Genomic DNA, 17,153 nt, shown 5'->3' with positions numbered 1-17,153 from the left:
TGTCTGTCTGTCTAGCCGGTCAGAGCGCGCAATCGGCAGCCCATTGCTCAAGAACATTCCTGTACGGCTTGATGAAATGCTCCTGCGCAAACCTGCCCTGCTTGATGGCCAGCTGGCTGCGCTCTTCGCGGTCATAGACAATCTGCGTCAACGAGTAATCGTGGTTCTTCAGGCTCGGCTGATAGATTTTTCCTGCCGCGCAATTGGCGTTGTAGATCTCGGGGCGATAAATCTTCTGGAAGGTTTCCATGGTGCTGATGGTGCCGATCAACTCGAGATTCGTGTAGTCGGCCAGCAGGTCGCCCTGAAAATAGAAAGCCAGGGGTGCCACGCTATTGGGCGGCATGAAGAATCGAACCTGCATCCCCATCTTCCCGAAATACCGGTCCGTAGATGACAGCTCATTTTGCTGATACTCGGCACCCAGTACGGGATGCTGGTTTCCGGTGCGCTGATAGGTCTTGCTGATAGAGGCGCTGATGCAGATGACGGGGGGCTTGTTGAAGTGCTCCCTGTACGTGCTCGAACGGGCGAATTGCTTGAACAGCTTGCCATGCAGGTCGCCAAAATCGTCCGGCGTGCTGAACTCCTGGCGGTTGATGTTGTACTCCGGCAGCAAAACACTGAAGTCATAGTCGCGCACGTAGGATGAGAAATTGTTCCCTGCAATGCCGGCTATGCGCTTGTTCGATTTTCTGTCGAGAATGCTGGTCTTCAATATCTCGATCAACGGAAATACGCCACTTCCCATCTCCGCACCCATGCCCATGTCCACGGAGATGATGTCCAGCTCGACTGAATAGCGGTCTCCCGTCGGATTGTCCCAATGCGCCAGTTCATTGAAGCGGTTGTCAATCATCCTCAGCGTATGGCGCAGGTTCTGTTGCCGGCTCGTTCCCCGGGCCAGATTGGCAAAGTTGGTGGTAATGCGCGTACTGTCCGATGGGTGATAGTTCTCATCGAAACGGATGCTCTTGAGGCTGAAGTGCAGTTCTGCGTTCATGGTGATCCAATGACCTGATTTAGAAATAAAAATGTGGGTTGACTCAGGCCGCAGCCATTTCCTCGGCCAGGCAGGGCCTGGCGCGGTGCATCAGCTCGACCAGCGGCAATGCCCGTTGCACCGCCAGTGCGGCCCGCTGTATCAGGGCCTCGTCGTGCAGGCGGTAGTCCACGAAATCCTTGTCGGTCGCGTACACGCCCAACGGCAGCGTGCGCGCCTGGAAGAAGCTGAACAGCGGCCGCAGCTGGTGGTCGATCACCAGGGCATGGCGCTCACTGCCACCGGTGGCCGCCAGCAGCACGGGCTTGTCGATCAAGGCGTCCTGGTGGACGAAGTCGAAGAAGTGCTTGAACAGTCCGGTGTAGGCGCCACGAAAGACCGGGGTGGCCACCACCAGCACATCCGCCTGCTCCACCGCCGCAAGCTCACGCTCCACCCTCTCGGGCAACTGCGAGCGCCACACCGCGCCGGCAAGCTGCGGCGCAAGCTGGCCCAGCTCCACCAGGCGCTGTTCGCACGGAACTTCGGCGGCGATCAGATCAGACAGATGCTCTGCCAGGGCGGCAGATTTGGAGGGGCGCTGCAGTCCACCGGAAACGGCGACCAGACGGAGCGGACGTGACATGGCTGCGCTCACGCGAGATGGCCAAGTTCAGCGCAAGAGCCGGCTCCGGCATCCATGCGATCCGAGGGTGTGGTGATGTCCATGACTGCTTCCCAAAATGCAAACGAACAATGGGAGCGAATGGTATGGATGCGAATCGATGAAGTAAAATGGTTTTATTTCACAGATGCATGAACTGCATTCATGTGAAAGCGTGATCCCATCCTTCTGCGCACTGCGCTATGCGGCAGCCATGCCAGGGCCTGCGCGCAACGGGGTTGCAACGCAGTGAAGCCAAGGCCAGTTCAGCCGCCCGCGCCCTGCACCTGCACCAGGCACTCCCTCAACGCCTGCGCCACAGGCCCCAGGACGCGGTCACGCCTTTGCAGCAGGCCCAGCGTGCGCCACACATCGGGCTCGGTCAGGGGCACGCCGCAGACCTGGGCGTGGTCCTGGCGCAGGGCCAGCTGGGGCACGGCGGCCAGGCCCAGGCCGGCTTCCACCAGGGCCAGGGCGCCTGTAACGTGGTTGCACTCGTGCCAGGCCACGGGCTGCTCGGGCAGGCCGGCCATCACCTGGTCCAGCAGCAGGCGGTTGCCGCTCTTGTGGGAGACGGAGACCAGGCGCTTGCCCGCCAGCTCGGCCCATTCCACCTGGCTGCGCCCGGCCCAGGCGTGGCTGCGCGGCATGGCCAGCACATAGCGCTCGCGCGTGAGCGCCTCAAAGCGCAGCGACGGCTCCTGGCTGCCCGTGAAGCTCAAGCCAAAGTCAGCATCCCCGCGCAGCACGGCCTCCACCACCTGCTGCGCGCTCTCGTCGATGACGTGCACCTGCACATCGGGCTGCTCCACGGCAAAGGTCTTCAGCACGGGCGGCAGCAGATTGGTGGCCACCGAAGGCACGCAGGCAACCGTTACGCGGCCACGGCGCAGCTTCAGCTGGTCATCCACGCGCTGCACGGCCTCGTCCAGGCCGGCCAGGGCCCTGCGCGCCTCCTGCAGGAATTCATGGCCCACCTCGGTCAGTTCCACACGCCGCGTGGAGCGCTCCAGCAGCCGCGCGCCCAGCACGGACTCCAGCCGCTCCACCCGCCGGCTCAAGGCAGGCGGCGACAGGAAAAGCGCTTCTGCGGCCAGGCGAAAGCTGGCCTTCTCGGCCGTGGTCACGAAGGCGATCAGTTCCCCCATGTCGAATTTGATGCGCTGCACGCAACAGTCCTTCCAAAAGTTGCAATTCACAGAATAACACCCGCTGCATAGGATGGCGCCCTTGATAACGCTGCCCCCTGCGGGCAGGCAAGACCAACAAACGGAGACGACATGCACCAACGCAGACTGATCGCAGGCGGCGCCCTGGCCGCCCTTCTTTCCCTGGCCGTGGGCACCGCCCAGGCCCAGGACTTCCCCCCCAAGAAACCCGTGGTCATGGTGGTCGGCTTCGCCGCAGGCGGCTCGGCCGACATTGCCGCGCGCATCATCGCCAAGAAGCTGGGCGAGAACATCGGCCAGAGCGTGGTCGTGGAAAACAAGCCCGGCGCGGGCGGCAACCTGGCCCACACGCAGGTGGCCAATGGCCCGTCCGACGGCTCGGTGCTGCTCTTCGGCTCCATCGGCCCGCTGGCCATCGCGCCGCACTTCATGAAGATCGGCTACGACCCGCTCAAGGACCTGGCCCCCATCACCATGGGCGTGAACTTTCCCAACGTGCTCGTCGTGCCTGCCGCCACCGGCATCAAGACCCTGGGCGAATACGTGGCCAAGGCCAAGCGCGAACCCGGCAAGCTGGACTTCGCCTCCACCGGCCCCGGCTCCGCATCGCACCTGGCCGGTGAACTGCTCAACGATGTCGCCAAGATCGACACCCTGCACGTGCCCTACAAGGGCGGCGCGCCCGCCCTGCAGGACGTGCTGGGCAACCGCGTGACCTCCTTCTACGCAGCCCCGCCCACGGCCCTGCCCCACATCGAATCCGGCAAGCTGATCCCGCTGGCCACCACGGGCCTCACGCGCCCCGCCTATCTGCCCAATGTGCCCACCGTGGCCGAGAGCTTCCCCGGCTTCAACGCCACCAACTGGTACGCCTTCGTGGCATCCGCCAAGACGCCCAAGCCCTTGCTGGACCGCTGGAACATCGAGCTGGTCAAGGTGCTGAACACCCCCGAAGTGCGCGACAACCTGCTCAAGCACGGCCAGACCGCCGCCCCGGGCACCCGCGAGGAACTGGGCCAGTTCATCGCCGCCGAGCACGCCAAGTGGGGCCGCATCATCCGCGAGCGAAAAATCACCGCCGATTGATCCCCCTCAGAAGCCTTGGCAGCTTCAGCAGCCTCGGCCGCTATCCCCCAACCATAAAAAACCAGGAGACAAACCATGACCGCCATCCGTTCCACCCCCCTGCAGTCCTCCGTGCCATCCACCCTGCGCCGCCGCACCCTGGGCGCGCTGCTGGGCGGCGCCCTCAGCCTGGGCCTGGGCCTGGCCCTGGGCGCTGCCACGCCTTCCACCGCCGCCGCAGATGAAATCCGCGTGGTCACCTCGGGCGGCTTCTCTGCCGCCTATGACCAGCTGATACCCCTGTACGAGCAGGCCACGGGCCACAAGGTCGTCACCTCGCGCGGTGCCTCCATGGGCAATGCGCAGGACTCCATTCCCAGCCGCCTGGCACGCGGCGAGCAGTTCGATATCGTCATCCTCGCGGATGGAGCCTTGGACAATCTGGCCGCTCAAGGCAAGGTGGAAGCGGGCAGCCGTGTGGACCTGGCGCGCTCCATGATCGGCATGAGCGTGCGCAAGGGCACGCCCAAGCCCGACATCAGCACCGTGGACGCGCTCAAGCAGACCCTGCTGGATGCCAAGACCATTGCCTACTCGGCCAGCGCCAGCGGCACCTATCTGGCCAACGAACTGTTCCCGCGCCTGGGCGTGGCCGAGCAGATGAAGGGCAAGGCCACCCGCATCCTCAGCGAGCGCGTGGGCGCCGTGGTTCTGCGTGGCGATGCGGACATCGGCTTCCAGCAGGTCAGCGAACTGCTGCCGTTCAAGGAACTGGAATTCGTCGGCCCCCTGCCCGATGAAGTGCAGCAGCGCGTCTTCTTCTCCGCAGGCGTGGCCACCGGCGCCAAGAGCCCTGAGACGGCACGCCACCTGATCCGCTTCCTGGCAGCCCCCGCCGCCGCACCCATCGTGCGCAGCACGGGCATGGAACCAGCGGCCAAGCCCTGACGGCAGGCCCCCGAGCCCTCAAGGCTCTCTAGGCACTCAAGGCCCTCAGGGCCCTCGACACACAGGGGGCCTTCACCCCTCCCCGGTTCGACCTCCATTCAGCGGCGCTGCAACGGCACTGCTGCGGCATGCCGCTGCCCAGCCCTATCACCCTCGCCACACCCATGAACACCAAAACCCTGGTGCTGATCACCCTCGCTGCCGCACCGCTGTCGGCCCTTGCGCAATCCAGCATCACGCTCTACGGCATTGCCGATACCGGCGTGCGCTACACCAGCGGCCTCACCGCCGCCAACGCGGCCAGCAACACCTCGGGCGCCGCGCTGTCCAGCGGCGTCAACACCACCAGCCGCTTCGGGTTTCGCGGCCGCGAAGACCTGGGCGGCGGCATGTACGCCCTGTTCAACCTGGAAACCGGCCTGAACCTGGACACCGGCACCACCGCCAACTCCAGCAAATTCTTCGACCGCGCGGCCATCGTGGGCCTGGGCGGCAACTGGGGCCAGGTCACGGCCGGCCGCCAGACCAACCTGCTGGCAGATGCCATCAGCCCTGTGGACCCCGTGGGAATGCGCTTCGCCGCCTTCAACCCCAACATCGCCACCGCCGCGCTCAGCAGCCACGGCCTGGGCGTGGAATACGGCAGCGCGGGCGCCACCACGGGCTCCTACCGGCTGGACAACTCGGTCAAGTACACCGGCCGCCTCGGCGGCCTCACCGCCCGCGCCATGTACAGCTTTGGCGAGACGGCGCAAGGCGGCTCCGCCCGCTCATCGGCCGGCGCGGGCCTGGCCTATGGCACGAAGACATGGACCGTCTCCGGCGCCTACCAGCGCTTCAAGACCGCAGACCAATGGGAACTGAAAGCCGCTACCCTGGGCGCCAGCTACAAATGGGACAACCTGCGCCTTGCGCTGAACACCGCGCGCAGCGACGGCCAGACCAACGCCACCACCGCCCGCACCGTGCAGCGCGTGCACTCGCTGGGCGCCACCTGGTCCGCCCGCAGCACGCTGGACCTGACCGCCGCCCTGTACCGCGTGGAACGCGAACGCAGCGGCCGCGCCGCAGACGGCTACACCCGCGCCCTGCTGTTTGCGGAATACAAGCTGTCACGCCGCAGCAAGCTGTATGCGGAGTTGGACCGCACGCATTGGAGTGGAGGGTTTCAGGGCGGGCAGAACAAGGATGTGGCTACGGGGGTGACTGCGGGGTTGATGCATAGTTTCTGAGGGGTGCTGCGGCGACCCGCAGCGCCCACTTTTGAAGTGCTTGTGGAGGGTTGTTGCTGGCGATCCTCGCCAACTTCAGGCGCAGGCGCAGTGCCTGCTGCTCCTGAATCAACGCTCCCCTTAAAAAATCCATATAGCTCAAAATTAGAGGTACGGCTGCTTCTTAACGCCCCCGCAGGCGACAGGAGAAGTGTCAAAAAGGTCACAATTCACCGAAGATCAAACCAAATACGCACGGGAATCAGTCGATAGCAACACTGCAGCAGTGAGACAGTGAACGGCATTTAAATAATTCGGTTGTCGCGGCTCGCGAGGGTGGAAATTTTTCGTAAATCTAATTCTCGCCTGCGAAACTTGGCTGTGCCTCTCCAGGTTTTTTCAGGCAAGGAGAAACTACCCAAGCGATACCGCTTGCCGGTAAAGCCCAAACCCCATAGCCAAACTTTAAATAACCCGGAATTTCTGAAACCTGGCTCAAAACATCTTCAAGCACAAGGGTCTTGAACTGTATCTCGCATGCCACAGGATATGTAATAGTAATATCGAAATTCTTGGTCGGATGCGCCATCGTCCAATACTGAAGCTTTCCCAATTTTACAATATACTCGGCTTCGGTAAAAACAACTAACAAGTCTACTTCCTTGTATTCAGCCAACGACACTTCTATACCCTTATCAAGGCAACTTTTTAATTTATCTCCATCCTCCTTGAACAATTCCCTCTTCTCGCCTGCGAACTGATGTCCAGGTGGAAATTGAATCAAAATTGAGAGTGATTTGACATCCTCGAATTCGCCATCGTCCGGCCTCCAGACTACCTTTTCTTGGAGCCGACCGCCTGAAGATCGGCAGACGTACCGAACCCTGTCAAGAACTTCCAGCTTAGTTCCGTCGTCGCATGGTTTCATAAGCACTTCCGCCGACACATCCTCCCGGAAAGGCTCTGAAATAAATCTATGAAGGTTGCTCTCGAAATACTTCAGAAAACTACCCTCTTTATCAATGGCTTGATTCCTAAATTGTGCCTTTAGAGTTCTCGTTTGCAGGTCCTTTAGCGACTCGTAATCCAAGGTTTCTATATAGTCTTGCTCAAGGATTACTTCCTTAAGCCTTTCAGCGAAATAATCTCTCCAGTGCTTTGTGTCGAAAGTTAGGCTGAAGATGGCATAGCCAATCAGCGCCACTGAAATAGTTGTAAGTCCGGAAGCACAGGCGCTTGAAATTGTGCCCGCCTTTGGAGTGAAAGCTTCGGCATAGTACGCAGCAGCGATGACGCCCAAGACACCGACTAAGAAAACAATTAGTGAAAACTGCCTGGCACTTTTCGCGAGGAGGTATTTCTTTTTTTTTGTATCTTTCATATGCGATTTCCCCATCTTTTTCATGTGTCTTTTACGACCATGCAGGTTGCAAAGAAATTTCGATTATTGCTCGATCTACTGATGGAAAGTCCTAAGAGCTGATGGTCTCCGCCACGCGTACCCAGCATCCGAACGCCAAGATGCTCGGTTCAAGGAAGTCATGGTGCATTCTGCAGCTTGGAGCAGGAAAAAGCATTATGACAATTAGCCTGCACAGCTGCGCCTTCATAACGCCGCGTATCCGCACAGAATTGCATCTAGCGACTTGCTCCTGGCCAAGCTCTGAATCATCAACTCCAAGACGTGGCGTGCACGCACCTCTGTGCTCGATGAGCCCATGGATCTGCGGGACAGAGCAAGTCGGCATCTGTCCCCAAGAGTAAGAACACCTAGCAATCGCGTTGCGCAAGCAAGGGCATTTGCCGATAGACATCCTCATGGCGCAGCTTCTGGAGGCAGCCCCCAAGTTCAGTCGCAGTGCCTTACATCGACGCCTGCAGCGTCACGGATGATCTTGCCCCCGTATTCCCGACCCCGTCCTATTCGCAATAAAGCAGCTGGTAAGCCCCTGCCGCCTGTTGCCGCCTGAACTCTCGAGGCGACCGCATTTTCAGCGAAGAATGCGGATGCACCTCGTTGAATTGCTCGAAGGCCGCTGGCAGTTGCGCCAGTACCGTCTTCAGGTCCAGGCGGGCCACGTAGTCACGTTTGAAGGTGTTCACGAAGCTCTCCGGCCATGCTGTTGCTTTGCGGGCTGCAGACGGGCGCCGGCGAGGCGCCTTGGGCAGCAGCAGAGCGGCTTGTGCCATGACGCGATAGACGCGTTTGGCATTGACCTTCGGGGCGCCCCGTGCCGTACGCTGGCGGTTCACCAAGGCACAGGCACGTCGGTAGCCATAGCTGGGCAAGTCGGCAATTTTTCTGCGGCGTACTCCACGGCTTCCTTGAGGATTTCGTTCTCCAAGGTCTTCTTGCCGAGCACGCGCTGCAGCTTGGCGATTTCCGCGCGTGCAGCCGCCAGTTCGGATGCCGGCACGACTGCCTCGCCAGCGGAGACGGCGGTCAAAGCACCTTGGCGTTCGAGCTTGCGCCACTGAAACAGCAGTCCAGCCGAAACGTCTTCCTGCCGAGCGACCAATGACACGCTCATGCCTGGTTCGTAGGTTCGACGCACCAGCCGCCGCCTTCTCTGCGAGAGACCAGCGCCTGCGGCGCTGGTCCTTCACGACTACCTCGATTGACTCCGTATGCTTAGTCATATGCACAGTCCTGTTCCTATCTTCAAAGATAAGCGATAGGACGGGGCCGGGGAATCAGGGGGCTATCTCATTCGACCGAGCCGAAGCAGCGTTCGACGGCCTCGATGAGCATCTCGCGTACCGGCTCACCTGGCTGGAGCCGTCTTCACTTTGAGTCAGTGTCTCGACGAGACTGGGCAGGGTCAACCCGCACCCGCAGCCTCAATCAATGCCCACCACTGGTGGTGCTAACGCAGGGTGGCTCAGTTCACTTTGAGACTTCTGAAAAGGTCCACCCCCTCGAGCAGCTCCACCAAGTCCCCCGAAAAATCTTCCTGCCGCATTGCATCTACGATCTTTGCATCTGTAATTGACAAGCCAAGTGATGCCTGGGTCTTGTCTCGAAAGCGGCGCAATGCCTCTTTGCCCGAGACCAAGTTCCAGCGCTGGAGCGGCTCATTCCAACGAGATCGGAAGGCCGAGGTCGCCTCCTTCAGTAGGGTGGAGAGGTCCTTCTTTCCATTCTTATGGTGGTAGTCCGAGTAGCGGCTTACGTACTGTTGCTCCGCATCGTCTTTCAGTTCGTCCGTCACTTCTAGAAGAACCGCTTCCGAATTCCGTGAAGGGTCCTGCACAGGGAAACCTTTGGCGCGCCGCTCTGCAATGCCTCGCCCGATGACCCGATCCAACACCGCGGGCATGAGTAGGTAGTTTTCAACCTCCTTCCGGCTGTGCACATGTGCGAACCGAAGTGATTTTCGAAGCTTGGATAGAACTTCGTCAATCTGCTGATCACAGAAGTAGTCCCGGTCATAAACGGCCCCGATCAGGAGTTCGGCGCCAAGGGCTTGCCCAATTCCGTCGGCTAGCGAGGTGATTCGTTGCCATGAACCAAAACCACCTGAAGGCATTGCGGCAAGCCCCAAGCTGGCTGCAAGGTCGTTCATTCCGCGCTGCTTTGCAAAACGTCTAATAAGACTGAAGTCATAGTCACCTTCAACAAAGAGAACGCGTCGGCTTCGAGCAAGCGCAGCAAGCGATATGTTCTGCTGTGATCCCAGAACATCCATGGCCTTCTGAACTCCGGCTACATCCTTGATGCGTTCGGCACTTGTCCTTCGTTTGTCGATCAGCACGATGTCTGCGGGGTCCGCCTCGGCGATGATCTCAGTCGAGTGCGTCGCGAGTAACACGTCTGGCCCTGTATCCTTGAGAACGCCAAGCAAGCGTCGCTGAATGTCGGGATGGAGGTAGACCTCTGGCTCATCAACAACTACGAGAGTCGCGGCAGCTGCTCGATGCAGATGTGTGAGTAACTGGCACCAGATCTGAAAGCCAAAGCCGACCCAGTAGAGCTCTCTATCGAAGCGATCTTCACCTACAAACATCGAAAGCTCGCCCATCATGGATCGTTCCGGTGGTCGAATCTCCATCCCCGGCCAAGTACGGGTTACGAGCGCGCAAAAATCCTGAAATCCTTCAGGATTGTGGTACCAATAGCTTCTGAAGTGTCGTGATGCGCGATGCGTGGATAGCGATGCAGCGACCGTTTCTCGCTCGCGCAGATCTTCTCTGTGCTCCACGGGGCCAAGAACGGGAACAACTGCCAAGTCAATCGGGAAGTTCGACTTGAAGGTCGCGGGACTGGTAACTGCAGCGCCGCTTGTATCTGGCACCAGTACACATCCGTCGGAGGAAAAGTAGAGGTGCAAGTGATTGCCATTGCTTAGCCGGAAGCTCACTCGCGATTCGCCGTCCTCATAGTTCGTGGCGACATTCTCGAGCGAGATCGGAAGTTGGGTTTCTCTAACTCGATAACCCAAAACGTGCCGCTCGTTGATAGCAAGGCGCTCCGGTTTCCGACTTCTTGCTGCGCGCATAGCCACGGCAAGTACGCGAAAAGCTCCAAGGATTGTGGACTTGCCGGAGTTGTTTGCGCCGGTCAGTACGTTGATCCGGTCCAGAGACAAGCTATACCGCGCGAGCCCCTTGTAATGATGGAAGCTAACGCTCGTGATTCTTACTGGCCCGTCAGTCTTGCCCATGCTCTCCCTTCCTTAATATGGATCTCGCGGCTTCTCAAGCAACTTCTCTGTCATACGACCGCGGTGGCCGGATTCTGCGCCACATACGTGCTTGTGACCCTCGTGAAAAGTACTGGTTTGCGCTGCTGAGGCTGCCGCCTTCGGTGATTATGTGCTAAGTCACATGGATGCAAGGACGCCCTACAGTTCAATTCAACGCACGTCTAACGGTGCAACTTTTTTTGTCGCGGAGCGACTGATTTCAGGCGTCGAGTTCAGCAAGTCGAACGACGGCACCCGCTGCAAAGCCGACACCTGCAGGCAACATATGAGCGTCACCAAATGGGTAGATATCAGACCAGACGCTGGACCACCAGCCAAGCCGGTTGACCAGTCCTGAAAAGATCCTCCGTGTCGCATTGCTTTCCAAGGCGGCGTTCACGGAGCTGCGCATACTGGCAGATCCTAGACTCAAGGGCGCGGAAACTTCCGCCGCAACTCCAGCATGGTTCCGATCACGGAAAGCCCATGTTCGTCACTGCGCATGACGGGATGGTCTTGATTGAGCGGGATCAGCTCAAACACCTCATTACCCAGCCTATCGTTTCCGTGTAGCCGGTATTTCCGAAACAGGGCTTCGGTCTTTCCCACCTGGGCGGCCACGTAGTCTCCAGGCTGAGGCTTGACACCTGGATCGATCAGTACACGGTCTCCTTCACGGAACTCCGGAGTCATGGAGTTTCCAGCCAACTGGAGGAAGAAAGCATGAACTGATGCCTCGTTGGCAGAGACTTCCGTGCCCAGACTCTCCAAGCCCTCGACGGCTTCACTTCGGGCAACGGCCTGGCTGGAAGTAAGCACCGGGTATCGCCGAATTCCGCAGGGAAGCTGAGCAAGCATCGCCGCCTCGTCAGGCGTCATCACCCCCTCGCCGCTTTCCAGCCAAAGAGCGCTCACTCCGCACGCTGCTGCCATCGTGGCAGTCCGCTTGGAACCATGTCCCTTCGACTCAAGATCCCCAATGGAGGACTGCTTCAACCCAGCCTTTGCGGCGAGCTCCTCTTGAGTAAGACCTGCATGAGCACGAGCTGCTTTAAGACGCTTGGCGAAATCTGTGGACATAGCGCCGAAGCTTACGGAAAACCGATAACGATATATCGTTTGTCTTTTAACGATTAAACGTTAGACTGCGTGCATGCAATGGAAAGACTACCTCGCCAAGCTTGCAGCGAAGGGTGTCAGTCAAAGCCAGATCGCCCGCGAAGTGGGCTGCGGTCAAGCAACGATTTCTGACCTCGCACTGGGCAAGACCAAGGAACCACGAACTTCTTTGGGTATGGCGCTCATGCGCATCGGTGCCCGCTGCGGTATCGAGACACCCTTCGGTTCGGTTCACCCAGGCCAAAGTCGCAAAACCGATGAGTGAAGCGATGCACATCACTCACCACTTCACCCCCGGCTTGCACTTCGCCGCACGCTGGAAGTACGCCGCCCGCGCGCCATCGGGCAGGGTCTGTTGGTCGCGGCTGCCGCTGGGGCAGCCGGATGCGGGCAGGGCCGATCCGCATGGCGCCTGGTGGTGCGTGAGGCGCTGCGCTGCCGTGCTGCGGCGGGAGATGTGGCAGTCGGTGGATCTGCCGCCAGGCATGCCCTTGCGGCCGGGGCCGGAAGATGTGGCGCTGGCCCTGCACGCGCTGATGCCGCGTTGGCAGGTGCAGCTCAGCGCAGGGGCCGGGGCCGGGCACAGTCCGCTGCAGTCTTGCACCCGGGCGCTGTTGGCGGGCGGCGGGGCCGTGCTGCAACTGCAGTCAGAGGCGCTGCACCGGTGCCCACAGAGCACGTTCTGGGCCTGGGTGATTGGTGTGGAGATGCATCAGAGAATGCTGCCCGCGCCGGTGAAGCCATGGCCCTCATGCCGTGCGCCCCGCCCCGTCGCGCTACTCGCCATTCCCTTTGGCTGGAGCATGCCCTGGGCCTGTGGCTATGCGGCGCGGGTACAGGTGAACCGCGACGGGCATTGCGATGTGGATGGCATTGACGGGCAGTGGCGCGAGTGCCGCTGCCTGGCTGCAATCACGTTGTCGCCCGCGCAACGCGGCAATGCAGGGCCATTGACGAGGCACGCACCGTGTTGAAGTCCACCACGACAAGGTCCCACATGGATGAGACCACGCACCTCACCCACCGCTTCACCCGAGGGCTTCGCTTTGACGGACTGTGGACCTACTCGGCGCTCACGCCTTCAGGCCGAGCCTATTGGGCACGGCTGCCGGCAACCCGGGCAGGCGGCATGGCTGCAGCAGATCCACAGCGGGCCTGGTGGTGCGTGCGCCAGTGCGTTGCAGTGCTCAATCGCAGGCCCTGGCGTTCCGCGCATCTGCCCTCGGGCCTGCCTGCGCAGCCGGAATGTGGCGATGTGGCGCTGGCCCTGGGCGCAATGCTTGCGGGCTGGAACGTGAAGGTGCTCGATGAACCCTCGACACAGGCGCCGCTGCTGCGCAGCACCGATGCGCTGCTTGCCGGTGGCTGCTCTTTGCTGCAACTGCAGGCCGAGGATTCAAGCGATGGCGTGCAAGCCGTTTTCTGGGCCTGGGTGATCGGCGTGGAAATGCACGAGAGGTTCCAGCGTGCCAAGCGCATTTCAGCCTTTGACATGCCCGGGCGCCCTGGCGCGCTGCTGATCTGGCCCTTCGGCTCGCCCCTGGCATGGAACCACGCCTTGAGGGTGACGGTGGATGGCGAAGGGCTGTGTGATGTGGATGGCCTGGATGCGCGCGCAAGCCGGTACCGCTGCACGGCGGCCATCACGCTGGAGCCACTGAGCAACGACATTGCCATCAACGGCAGCTTCTCCTGACCGGCTTTTTCTGACCGGCTTTCCTGACCCGAAGAAATGCAGAACTCCAATCTCACCCCAGAGCAGTACGAGCGGGAAATTCCGCTGGAGCCAGGTAGTCCCGGTCAACGCCTCATCAGCGGCCTGCTCTTTGATGGTCACTGGCAATACAGAAGGCGTGCGGAAGCCGGCAAGACCAGCTGGACACAACTGCCGATGGCCTCCGACCTTGCTGGCCCGGCCGACCCTTATGGCACCTGGTGGTGCGTTCGCCGGTGCGCCGTGGTTCTGGAGCAGCACCACTGGTTGTTCCTGCGGCTGCCCGTTCACCTGCCCCCGCTTCCCGGCGTGGAGGAGCTGGCGCAGATCCTTGATGTGCTGCTGCCCGATTGGGACGTGCAGGCACCTGCTGAATGCGCCCGAACGCCCTTGCTGTGCGCCCAGGCAGTCGAGCAGGGAGGCAGTGCCTTGCTGATGCTGGAGTCACCGGAATGCGAAGGGCCCAAGCCGGGCATTTTCTGGGCCTGGGTGGTGGGGTACGAGCCGGAGCTGCCGTTGTCGTGCACCGACGATTGCGTTGCGTCCGACACGTTGCCGTCACCGGACGCGCAGGCCATGGCGCCTCCCAAGGCTTTGCTTGCCCTGCCCTTTGGCTCGACCCTGCCCTGGTCCAGCGGGTACGCCACCCGGATCCAGGTGCAAGCCGACGGGACCTGCCTCCTGCATGATGCGGGCGGCCCCTGGCACCCATGCCAGTGGCTTGGCACGGTCACGCTTGCAGCCAGGCCCGCACCGGCCTGACGCTGGTGACTCTGCAGCCGCAATGCACATGCCCAGGTCTCCCATTCGTACCTTCATGCCCGGCCTGCGCTTCGATACGCAATGGCGCTACGAGGTGGGTACACAGACGCGCAAGACGCGCTGGGCCACACTGCCCACGGTTCCCGATGCCCAGTGCCTGCCCGATCCGCTGGGCGCCTGGTGGTGTGCACGGCGATGCGCTGCCGTGCTGCGGCAACGGGCATGGCTGCAGGTGCAATTGCCGCTGCAGTTGACGCCACAGCCCGGCCCGCAAGAGCTGGCGCAGGTTCTGGCTTTGCTGCTGCCCGGTTGGAAAGCGCAGCTTGAGAATTTCCCCGCCCTCGCTCCGCTGCGTTGTGCCCAAGCCATGCAGCGGGGCGGCAGCGCCATGCTGCTGCTGGAAATGCCAGGTCACAGATTTCGCCACCCGGCGCTCTTCTGGACCTGGGTGATCGGCATGGAGCGATCACCGCTGCGCCTGCGCTCTGCAAACCATCTCACGCGCCTCGAACCCTATCCACCAGCGCAGCCGCTGCCCGAAGCCTTGCTGGCCATGCCCGCCCGCCGCTCAAGGCCCGGCGCCAACCGCCACGTCACCCGCATCCAGATGGACGCCGCCGGGCGCTGCATCTCGGATGACGCCGCCTGGCCATTGGATGGATGCAGGTGGCTGGCCTGCATCACGCTGGAGCAGTTGGGCGGGGGTTGAGCTGTGGCTGCGGCAGCCAGGCGCGATGGTTGGTGAAGGCGGGCCAGGTTTGCAGCCAGGGGGATTGGAGATACCTACCACGGCCATGGTATATACAATGCCCATGTTATCCAAGGAGTCGCCCATGTCCTCAACACGCTCACCCATCAGTCGCGCCAGCCAGGCCGAGCGGTTCGTGGCCGGGCTGTTTGAAGACGCAGGCTGGACGATTGATACCGCGCCGGAAGGGGACGATGACCGTGTGGACCTGAGCGTTCACCGTGGCAATCAACGCTATGCAGTGGAGATCAAGTCTTCACAAGGACGGGCTGATCGCGTGGTGCCACTGCTGGCTCAGGCCATTTTGCAGGCCCAGACTCTTGCAACTCAGGAGCGCGGCGCGGCTCCGTTGGCGGTGGTCTATGTGGACCATGTATCACCTGCCCTGCTCAGGCAGGTGATGGCATTTGCCGAGCGTTTTGCGCCCCATGTCGCCTTCGGTATCGTGTCTGAAGAGGGGCCCAATCATTTCCACGGTCCGGGCCTCGATGATCTTCAAGAGTCACCGCGCCCGCGCTTGCTGGCCAGACACGCGCCCGCCAGGCCCGCTCCCGCGATCAACCTTTTCTCGGACCTCAATCAATGGATGCTGAAGGTGCTCTTGGCACCTGAGTTACCTGAAGGTTTGCTCAACGCGCCAAGGGGCCGGTATTGCAGCGGGGCGGAGCTGGCTGCTGCGGCCCAGGTTTCTGCCATGAGTGCTTCCAGATTCCTGACCCAGTTGGGCAATGAGAATTTCCTGGACAGGTCATCAAGCCATCTGCGACTTGTGCGCAGGCGCGAGTTGTTCAGCCGCTGGAGTGCAGCAGCCACACGCCCTGGCGCCGAAATTCCCGCCCGCTTTCTGGTGCGGGTGCCGGTGGCCTTGCAGATGCGTGAGTTGCTGGACCGCGCGCCCGGTGAACGCTGCCTGGGCCTGTTCGCGGCAGCCGACGCGCTCAAGCTGGGCCATGTCAGCGGTGTGCCGCCCCATGTCTTTGTGCGCAAGCTGCCGCGTTCGGGCTTTGCGGCCTCTGAAGATTGGGACATGCTGGCGGCGTTTCCCGAGGGAACGCCCGACATCATCGTGCGACAGGCACCGTGGCCGGAGTCGATATTTCGGGGCGCCACAAACCATGATGGACTACTGACAGCCGATGCAATCCAGGTCTGGCTGGATGTTTCCAACCATCCGTCCCGAGGCAAGGAGCAGGCTGAACTGATCTACCAGGAAGTTCTTCAGCCGCTGGTCGAAGAAGGACTCTGAATGAATGACTTGCACGCATTCGCCAAGCTGGTCAAGGCACTGAGCCCCTGGCGGGGGCAGTTGGTCTTCATCGGTGGCTGGAGCCACCGGCTGCACAGCTTGCATCCGCAGGCCAACAGACAGGAGCACCAGCCGGTTTTCACACGCGATACGGATCTGGCTTTTGCCAACAAGGCACCCATTGAGGGCGACATGAGGAGTGCGTTGGCGGCACATGGATTTACCGAGCAATTGGCAGGAGAGTTCAAGCCACCAGCGGCTCACTACACGTTGGGCAGCGACAGCAAGGGGTTCTACGCCGAGTTTCTGACACCACTTTCCGGCAGCGGGCGCAAGCGCGATGGAACGCCAGATGCCACGATGGAGAAGGCAGGCATCTCAGCCCAGAAGATTCGTCATCTGGAGATCCTGCTGGTCGACCCGTGGGTTGTCACGGCAGGTCCGCAAAACGGTATTCCGCTTGAAGCACCGGTAGACCTTCAGGTCGCCAACCCGCTGTGCTTCATGGTCCAGAAGCTGCTGATCAAGAAGGACAGGAAGCCAGCGAAGCACGCTCAGGACTTGCTGTACATCTACGACACCATCAGCCTCTTCGGCCATCTTCTGCCGCTATTCAAGGACTGCTGGAACACGAGCGTGCATCCCGCCCTTGGCGACATGGGAGACACGGTTACAAGAGAGTGGGATGCGAGCTTTGCGCATGTGACTGATGCCATCCGGCAGGCCGCACTCATTCCTGCAGATCGGAAGCTTTCTCCCGAGGAATTGCAGGCCACGTGCAGGTATGCGTTCGACCGGATTTTCAGGTAGGGCAAGCAGTGCAGTAGTGCTCGCCCCGAT

At 61.0% G+C, this 17,153-nt stretch carries 17 protein-coding genes and 2 pseudogenes; 11 read left to right on the top strand and 8 right to left on the bottom strand.

The window, feature by feature from the left end:
• Nucleotides 1-19: 19 nt before the first annotated feature.
• The 3 genes from DACI_RS12755 to DACI_RS12745 all read right to left on the bottom strand — a co-directional run bounded on the left by DACI_RS12755 (nt 20) and on the right by DACI_RS12745 (nt 2,815).
• Nucleotides 20-1,003: a DUF1852 domain-containing protein gene (locus DACI_RS12755; protein WP_012204466.1), complete on the bottom strand. Its 984-nt coding sequence runs from the start codon at nt 1,001-1,003 to the stop codon at nt 20-22.
• A 43-nt stretch (nt 1,004-1,046) separates the two neighbouring features.
• Nucleotides 1,047-1,628: an FMN reductase gene (gene msuE / locus DACI_RS12750; protein ID WP_012204465.1), complete on the bottom strand. Its 582-nt coding sequence runs from the start codon at nt 1,626-1,628 to the stop codon at nt 1,047-1,049.
• Nucleotides 1,629-1,912: 284 nt separating this feature from the next.
• Nucleotides 1,913-2,815, bottom strand: coding sequence for a LysR family transcriptional regulator (locus tag DACI_RS12745; protein WP_043781385.1), 903 nt, complete (start codon nt 2,813-2,815; stop codon nt 1,913-1,915).
• 111 nt (nt 2,816-2,926) lie between these two features.
• On the opposite strand from DACI_RS12745, the gene DACI_RS12740 reads away from it, so the two are divergent.
• The 3 genes from DACI_RS12740 to DACI_RS12730 all read left to right on the top strand — a co-directional run bounded on the left by DACI_RS12740 (nt 2,927) and on the right by DACI_RS12730 (nt 6,060).
• Nucleotides 2,927-3,901, top strand: coding sequence for a Bug family tripartite tricarboxylate transporter substrate binding protein (locus DACI_RS12740; RefSeq protein ID WP_012204463.1), 975 nt, complete (start codon nt 2,927-2,929; stop codon nt 3,899-3,901).
• A gap of 75 nt (nt 3,902-3,976) precedes the next feature.
• Nucleotides 3,977-4,828: a substrate-binding domain-containing protein gene (locus tag DACI_RS12735; protein WP_012204462.1), complete on the top strand. Its 852-nt coding sequence runs from the start codon at nt 3,977-3,979 to the stop codon at nt 4,826-4,828.
• A gap of 128 nt (nt 4,829-4,956) precedes the next feature.
• Nucleotides 4,957-6,060: a porin gene (locus DACI_RS12730; protein ID WP_012204461.1), complete on the top strand. Its 1,104-nt coding sequence runs from the start codon at nt 4,957-4,959 to the stop codon at nt 6,058-6,060.
• A 334-nt stretch (nt 6,061-6,394) separates the two neighbouring features.
• Here DACI_RS12730 and DACI_RS12725 read toward each other — a convergent pair whose 3' ends face one another.
• Nucleotides 6,395-7,420: a hypothetical protein gene (locus DACI_RS12725; protein WP_157059652.1), complete on the bottom strand. Its 1,026-nt coding sequence runs from the start codon at nt 7,418-7,420 to the stop codon at nt 6,395-6,397.
• A gap of 197 nt (nt 7,421-7,617) precedes the next feature.
• On the opposite strand from DACI_RS12725, the pseudogene DACI_RS32875 reads away from it, so the two are divergent.
• Nucleotides 7,618-7,929, top strand: a pseudogene (locus tag DACI_RS32875) (integrase core domain-containing protein); the annotation flags it as partial.
• A gap of 30 nt (nt 7,930-7,959) precedes the next feature.
• Here DACI_RS32875 and DACI_RS31190 read toward each other — a convergent pair.
• From DACI_RS31190 to DACI_RS12705, 4 genes and pseudogenes are all read right to left on the bottom strand, one after another.
• Nucleotides 7,960-8,679: pseudogene (locus tag DACI_RS31190) on the bottom strand (transposase).
• Nucleotides 8,680-8,921: 242 nt separating this feature from the next.
• Nucleotides 8,922-10,703, bottom strand: a complete 1,782-nt coding sequence (locus DACI_RS31185; RefSeq protein WP_012204457.1) for an ATP-dependent nuclease — start codon at nt 10,701-10,703, stop codon at nt 8,922-8,924.
• A gap of 241 nt (nt 10,704-10,944) precedes the next feature.
• Entirely contained in the window at nt 10,945-11,136 is a 192-nt protein-coding gene (locus tag DACI_RS31985) for a hypothetical protein (protein WP_157059651.1), read from the bottom strand.
• A 17-nt stretch (nt 11,137-11,153) separates the two neighbouring features.
• Nucleotides 11,154-11,804 carry a LexA family protein gene (locus DACI_RS12705; RefSeq protein WP_043781378.1) on the bottom strand — a complete coding sequence of 217 codons (651 nt, stop codon included), beginning with the start codon at nt 11,802-11,804 and terminating at the stop codon, nt 11,154-11,156.
• 73 nt (nt 11,805-11,877) lie between these two features.
• Between DACI_RS12705 and DACI_RS31180 the strand changes: the two genes are divergently transcribed.
• From DACI_RS31180 to DACI_RS12675, 7 genes are all read left to right on the top strand, one after another.
• Nucleotides 11,878-12,108 (top strand): helix-turn-helix domain-containing protein, encoded by a 231-nt coding sequence (locus tag DACI_RS31180; protein WP_012204455.1) that lies wholly within the window; start codon nt 11,878-11,880, stop codon nt 12,106-12,108.
• A 4-nt stretch (nt 12,109-12,112) separates the two neighbouring features.
• On the top strand, nt 12,113-12,817 hold the full coding sequence (locus DACI_RS12700) for a hypothetical protein (protein WP_050771838.1): 705 nt from the start codon (nt 12,113-12,115) through the stop codon (nt 12,815-12,817).
• A 23-nt stretch (nt 12,818-12,840) separates the two neighbouring features.
• Entirely contained in the window at nt 12,841-13,539 is a 699-nt protein-coding gene (locus tag DACI_RS12695) for a hypothetical protein (protein ID WP_012204453.1), read from the top strand.
• Between the two features lie 36 nt (nt 13,540-13,575).
• The gene (locus DACI_RS12690; RefSeq protein WP_012204452.1) at nt 13,576-14,319 is read left to right on the top strand and encodes a hypothetical protein; all 744 of its coding nucleotides are present in this window, start codon (nt 13,576-13,578) and stop codon (nt 14,317-14,319) included.
• Nucleotides 14,320-14,347: 28 nt separating this feature from the next.
• A complete protein-coding gene (locus DACI_RS12685; protein ID WP_225971081.1) occupies nt 14,348-15,028 on the top strand; it encodes a hypothetical protein in 681 nt (226 codons plus the stop codon).
• A 124-nt stretch (nt 15,029-15,152) separates the two neighbouring features.
• The gene (locus DACI_RS12680) at nt 15,153-16,313 is read left to right on the top strand and encodes a hypothetical protein (RefSeq protein WP_012204450.1); all 1,161 of its coding nucleotides are present in this window, start codon (nt 15,153-15,155) and stop codon (nt 16,311-16,313) included.
• A complete protein-coding gene (locus tag DACI_RS12675) occupies nt 16,314-17,123 on the top strand; it encodes a nucleotidyltransferase family protein (protein WP_012204449.1) in 810 nt (269 codons plus the stop codon). It abuts the gene before it with no gap.
• Nucleotides 17,124-17,153 lie beyond the last annotated feature (30 nt).

This window comes from Delftia acidovorans SPH-1, assembly GCF_000018665.1.
In the GTDB taxonomy this organism is placed as follows: domain Bacteria; phylum Pseudomonadota; class Gammaproteobacteria; order Burkholderiales; family Burkholderiaceae_C; genus Comamonas; species Comamonas acidovorans.
Note: the sequence above shows the minus strand (reverse complement) of the source record. Positions and strands in the feature narration are given on the sequence as shown.